General features: G+C 40.5%; 5 protein-coding genes and 1 pseudogene. 4 read left to right on the forward strand and 2 right to left on the reverse strand.

Translation table 11 applies throughout. The annotated features are described in order from the left end of the window. Positions 1-31: 31 nt before the first annotated feature. Positions 32-724, reverse strand: a complete 693-nt coding sequence (locus BLS65_RS04315) for a hypothetical protein (RefSeq protein WP_092436231.1) — start codon at positions 722-724, stop codon at positions 32-34. Positions 725-930: 206 nt separating this feature from the next. On the opposite strand from BLS65_RS04315, the gene arcC reads away from it, so the two are divergent. The 3 genes from arcC (at position 931) to BLS65_RS04330 (ending at position 3308) form a co-directional block, all read left to right on the forward strand. Then, positions 931-1890, forward strand: coding sequence for a carbamate kinase (gene arcC / locus BLS65_RS04320; RefSeq protein ID WP_092436233.1), 960 nt, complete (start codon positions 931-933; stop codon positions 1888-1890). Between the two features lie 45 nt (positions 1891-1935). Further along, positions 1936-2934 carry an ornithine carbamoyltransferase gene (gene argF, locus BLS65_RS04325; RefSeq protein ID WP_092436235.1) on the forward strand — a complete coding sequence of 333 codons (999 nt, stop codon included), beginning with the start codon at positions 1936-1938 and terminating at the stop codon, positions 2932-2934. A gap of 113 nt (positions 2935-3047) precedes the next feature. Continuing rightward, positions 3048-3308, forward strand: coding sequence for an RNA recognition motif domain-containing protein (locus BLS65_RS04330; RefSeq protein WP_092436237.1), 261 nt, complete (start codon positions 3048-3050; stop codon positions 3306-3308). Between the two features lie 281 nt (positions 3309-3589). Here the strand turns inward: BLS65_RS04330 and BLS65_RS04335 are convergent, their stop codons facing one another. Then, a complete protein-coding gene (locus tag BLS65_RS04335; RefSeq protein WP_092436239.1) occupies positions 3590-5743 on the reverse strand; it encodes an outer membrane beta-barrel family protein in 2154 nt (717 codons plus the stop codon). Positions 5744-5904: 161 nt separating this feature from the next. On the opposite strand from BLS65_RS04335, the pseudogene BLS65_RS18600 reads away from it, so the two are divergent. Continuing rightward, positions 5905-6140 (forward strand): annotated as a pseudogene (locus BLS65_RS18600) (hypothetical protein); the annotation flags it as partial.

Genomic DNA, 6140 nt, shown 5'->3' on the forward strand with positions numbered 1-6140 from the left:
CGAATAGATAATTTGTTAACGATTCAAAAATCTATTGGTTAAACAGTTTGAACACTTCAAGGAGCGTCTCCTTATCCATTCGCTTGTAATCTGTTGGTATGTTGAATTCAGAGGGTTCAACGTTACCCGGTTCGATTGAACTAGCCACTAAATTTACATGAACCTTCGAAAGAATCATTCCAAATTCGAGCATAATTCCTTTTATTGGCTCGAAGGGAGTGTCTTGATTTGGATTGGGTTGGCCAATTTCGCTCGTATAGAAAATATTGAACTTTGTTGTTCCTGAGTCTCCAACCTGAATTGTTGCAGAGTTACAGAGATATCCTAGTATTTCCCGTTTCTCATGGCTTGGAGTAATGATTATTCCGGATGAGTTTGCATACATGAAGTTAGTGCTTATCTCCCCAAGACTGTCGGTATAGTATAGTTTTTTGTTGAGCAATTTCACTAAGTAATGGCTTCGGTTGAGGTCCTTATCTTGAATATAGGTAAGAGTAACCATTCCTCCCATGCCCTCAATTTGGTTAAGCAACTTATTCTTTTTGTATTTTATTATCATTTTAGTCGGAAGCGTTTTGTCCGAAACTTTGTTTTGACGCTCTTTTGCGTATACAATATCGTAAACGATGGTTCCCTCATCTTTGAGTGATATGGTAGGGTTGCATCCTGTAAGAATTATACCTGTTATAAAACAGATGCTAAGTAATGTTTGGCGAAGTTGCATGCAGTATTTTTCTGCAATTTAAGAAAATCTTTTGCAGCTGTCACTAACCTAGACAAGTATTTCACGTTTTTTTTATTGGTTTTATTGATTCGTACATTTGACCTGTAAGAAAGTGGTTCGCATTTGTTATCGCTTAGGAGTATTTGTTAATTGGAAAACAATTTTTAGATTTGTTACTTTCATGTCAATAAATCAAAATACTGTATATGAATAAGTTAGCTGTTGTGGCGTTAGGTGGAAATGCGCTGCTCCGTGGAAATCAGGCAGGTACTATTGATGAGCAGGAGCAAAACACTTCGGACACACTCGAAAATTTAGTGTATCTCATCAAGGAGGGATATAGCCTAGTAATTGGCCATGGAAATGGTCCACAGGTTGGAAATATCCTAATGCGCAATGATGCAGGTGAGCAAAATTATGGTATTCCTCAAATGCCGTTGGATGTTTGTGTTGCCGATTCTCAGGGTGGTATTGGATACATGATTGAGCGTATGCTTCGTAACGTGCTTCACAAGCATGGGATCCAAAAGGAAGTTGTTTGTCTTGTAACCTCTGTGGTGGTGGATAAGAATGATCCTGCCTTTAACAATCCAACCAAGCGCGTTGGTAAAAGTTATACTAAGGAACAGGCCGATGTGCTTGCGAAAGAAAAAGGCTGGGTTTTCAAGGAGGAAGTAAAGGATACCGGGACAGGTTGGCGCCGGGTGGTTGCTTCACCGAAGCCAATGCGAATTATGAATGAGCGTATCGTTGAAGAACTTGCTCGCGAAGGGGTAATTGTCATTGCTGCCGGTGGTGGTGGTGTTCCTGTTTATATCGACGAGGTGGGCGATGTTCGTCCCATGGAAGCGGTAATTGATAAAGATTCTGCATGCTCACTGCTGGCTAATCGTATTAAGGCTGATGAGTTTTATATCCTTACCGATGTGCCTTACGTTTACATTAACTACAAGAAACCAAACGAGAAAAAGCTCGAGTTCCTTAACAAGGTAGATACCGATCAATACCTTGCTGATGGAATGTTTGGCGAGGGGAATATGTCTCCAAAGATTAAAGCTTGCCTTTCGTTTGTTGAACAAGGTGGGCATAAGAGTGTAATTACTGAGGCCACCAAACTTTCAGATAAATCTTTCGGAACCAAGATTACTCTCGAATATGAGGATTAATTTCCTTAATTTCGCTTAAAATTATAACACTAAAAAATAGCTGCTATGGCGTTTAATTTAAAGAATCGTAACTTTTTAAAGTTGCTCGATTTCACTCCTAAGGAAATTGATTTCATGCTGAACCTTGCTGCCGATCTTAAGGCCGCAAAGTATGCTGGCACCGAAAGGCAAATGCTTAAGGGTAAGAATATTGTTCTTCTTTTCGAGAAGGATTCTACTCGTACTCGCTGTGCTTTTGAAGTGGGTGCTCTCGATCAGGGTGCACACGTTACTTATCTTGGTCCTTCTGGTTCCCAAATTGGGAAAAAGGAATCGATGAAGGACACCGCTCGGGTTCTAGGTCGTATGTATGATGGTATTGAATACCGCGGTTACTCACAAGAAATTGTTGAGACCCTTGGCGAATATGCAGGGGTTCCTGTGTGGAACGGTTTAACCACCGAATTTCACCCTACTCAGATTCTTGCCGATTTCCTTACCATGCGTGAGCATACCGATAAGCCTTTGAATAAGGTGGCTTTTTGCTACCTCGGCGATGCCAAGAACAATATGGGTAACTCTCTTATGGTAGGCGCGGTGAAAATGGGTATGGATTTCCGTGCTGCTGCTCCTAAGGCATGCTGGCCAACGGAAGATTTAGTAGCTCAATGCCGTGAAATTGCTAAGCAAACCGGTGCTAAGATCACTTTGACTGAAGACGTTAAAGAAGGTGTTAAGGGCTGTGATTTTCTCTATACCGACGTATGGGTTTCCATGGGCGAGCCAGATAGCGTTTGGGAAGAGCGCGTGAAATTGCTTAAACCTTACCAAGTGAACAAGGCTGCTATGGATGCAACCGGAAATCCTAACGTTAAGTTTATGCACTGCCTACCTGCATTCCACAATAGAGAGACTGCTGTGGGTGAAGAGATGTTCAAGAAGTTTGGCTTATCCGAAATGGAAGTAACCGATGAGGTTTTTGAATCGAATGCTTCTATTGTGTTCGACGAGGCCGAAAATAGGATGCATACGATTAAAGCTATCATGGTAGCTACTCTTGCATAGTCAGTTTTCGTCAAAATTATTCAAAAAGCACTCCTTTGGGGTGCTTTTTTTATTGACATGCATCGTTGTTTGTATTATCTTTATTTAATGTTTCATTTAACAACTCTTAGTGTATGGTTATTTACGTAGGAAACATCCCTTATAACTTTAAGGAAGATGATCTCAAACAGGTCTTTTCTGATTACCCAAGTGTAGTTAGTGCAAAGTTGGTCATTGATAAGCAAACCAGACGATCGAAGGGATATGGATTTGTTGAGATGGGCGACGATAGCGAGGCGGCACTGGCAATTGAGAAGTTAAATGACTCTTTAGTTTCAGGTAGAAATATCAAAGTGAATAATGCACATAAAAACGAACCTACTGTCAAGGAATAGTAGTTTTGTCTGTACAATTAAAAGGGCAGTAGGGCGCTTCCTAATGCCCTTTTTGCACATGAACCTACATCTTAGATTCTGAAAAAGATTGAGAGATACACCAGTCCCTTTTATTGTCACTTCAACTAGGAATCCAAAAACAGAGTTAAAGTAGATAGTGGGTAATCTATTGTAATACTAATCTCTAACTGTTTCGATATGATGCTGTTGAAAGTTTGTATTTTAAAACGAAAAGCCTCAACTTTTTAGGATGAGGCTTTTCTTGATTTTAATCAGTTGTATTACTGAAAATCATCCATGGTATTATCGTTAGTGTCACTTTGTTTTTTGGAAGATCGTCGATAATCATTGATTTTATAGGTGAACCCAACAAAGATCATTTGGCTATCGCGACCCCGTTCGTAGCTGCGCTCGAAGTTGGTACCGTAGGTGGTCGAGTAGTAGGTGGTTGTTTTGAAAATATCGCTTATCCGCAAGGATAATGATCCCTTTCCTTTCATTATATCTTTTTTAAGACCCATATCCATCGACCACATCTCCTTCATTTTTCCTTGTCCGCCAGCCGAAAATCCATGTCCGCCAGTGCCGCTGGTAACGATAGGTGATCGGTAGTTGAAACTTTGTTGGAACTCAATTTTGAATGGAAGGGTTATTGAACTGCTTGCCTTTGTTGTCCAACTGTTGGAACTCTTGGCGTCGGAAGTAACTCCAGCTCCGTCAATTTCGGCATGGAAGTAGCTGTAACTTGCGTTTACCCGCCACCATTTGAATAGAGGGGAAGAGGCGACTGTCTCAAACCCATAGTTCACCGATTTATTGAGGTTATCATAGGTGGTTTCGTAAATGCCATTATTTAGGCTAACCTGTTGGGCAATTACATCGTCGGTTTGGCGGTAAAAGAAGGTTGTGGTTACGTTTGTTTTGTTCTTCTGAAAACCATAGCCAATTTCGTAGGAGTTTACATATTCGGGGTTGATTGTTGGGTTGCCATAGCTTATGTTCTCTTGATCTTGCTTTATGGTAAATGGATTTAATACCCTGCTGCGTGGCCGGTTAATTCTTCGGCTGTAACTCAAACTTAAATCGTGATTCTCAACTATCGTATATTTGAGGTGAAGCGAAGGGAAATAGCTGATTAAATTTTTCTTGTAGTTTTGATCAGTTGTCTTTTGCTTCGATTCAGAATGGCTTTCCTCAACTCTTATTCCTGTTGTGTAGGCAAGTTTACCCAAGGTGTTGGAATAACTAGCATAGGCTGAATATACCTGCAACTTGTAATCGAAATCGTTGGAGTATTGGGTGTCTAAATCCCAAATGTTCGTTGTGTAGTTATAATTCCATATAGAATAATCATTCGTAGGGTTTTTTATGTCGGCTTTAACTCCTGTCTCAAGCCGGCCTCCATTGCCAATAGGGGTTACATAATCAGATTGCAAGGTGTAGGACAAGCCTGGGCTAAGGGTTTCGGTCTTTTCCAATGCAGGTAAGGTGTAGATATTGTTATAGAAGTCTTTTGTTTGGTCTGAGTTCGATATTTCATCTCCAGTCGATACGAAAAGATCTACCGTTAGATTTCTGCCTTTTGTTTCAAACTCTTTTCGATAGCTTAGGGTGATGTCGGATTCAATACCATCCTTTGATGTTGAATGTCGCTTTTGTTGGTAGTAGTTGCTTACTTGGTTAAGCCCATCGTAGCTGGTGCTCTTAAGGAGGTCATCACCCGCCACAATTCTACCATTAAACCAAGAGGTAAAAGATAGCGTGTTTTTCGAACCAAAGGTATAGTCTACTCCGAAGCGTGCTCCGCCAAAATCCATTTTTCGGTCAAAATCGCCAACTTGGTCTAGTTTGGCCACCGATCCAAAATCGTTTTTGCTGGTGGAGTTGCTGTATCCGCTCATGGTAAAATGGCGGTAGTCTATATTGGTAAAGAAATTCCAAGCATCTTTTTTAAAGTTCAGGTTGACTGATCCCATGTACCGATTATTCGTTCCTGCGTTTAGCGACACCATGCCATTGGTTCCGGTGATCTTTTGTTTTTTAAGAACAATGTTAATAATACCGGCCATACCATCGGGATCATACTTCACCGAAGGGTTTGTTACAACCTCCACACTTTCGATCATTGCTGCAGGAAGTTGATCGAGGCTTGTCATCTGCGATGGTTTTCCATCGATAAGGATGTTGACGTTTGAGCTTCCCCTAAGGCTCACATTGCCATCGAAATCTACGGTGACAGATGGGACGTTTTGCATTACATCCAATGCCGATCCACCTATATTGGCTAAGTCTTTTTCTACATTTACCACTTTTTTGTCGAGGCTGTGGGTCATCATCTCTTTTCTTCCTGTTATAGTTACTCCTTCAACAGCTTGTGATGTAGGACTTAACGTAATGATACCGAGGTCTACCTCTGGGCTCTTTGGGGTAATCATAACGCCCTTAGTTTCAACTTGGCTATATCCGATGTATTTTATTCAATAGTTCGGTAATAACTAGTGTAAATATTTGACAATCAGAAAAATAGGCGTGAATAAATTTGAATAAGACCTTAGAAATCAGTATCTTAAAAGATTATTCCAGTAATTTTCTAAGCATGATTCCTAAGGTCAGTAATATTGTTAAGTATTACATATACAGCACATTAAACAATGACTGTTTTAATAAACTCAATAAAACTCGCAAAGATTTTGTTGTAAGCGTTCTTTGGCACATTTTGAGTATCAAAGGTAGGATAAATTTCTTACAGCTGGGTCGCTTTAGCCAATCTAGCGAACAGACCTACCGCAACCAGTTCGAGAAACCGTTCGATTTCTTTTCGTTCAACGAGCA

Source organism: Williamwhitmania taraxaci (assembly GCF_900096565.1).
GTDB lineage: Bacteria > Bacteroidota > Bacteroidia > Bacteroidales > Williamwhitmaniaceae > Williamwhitmania > Williamwhitmania taraxaci.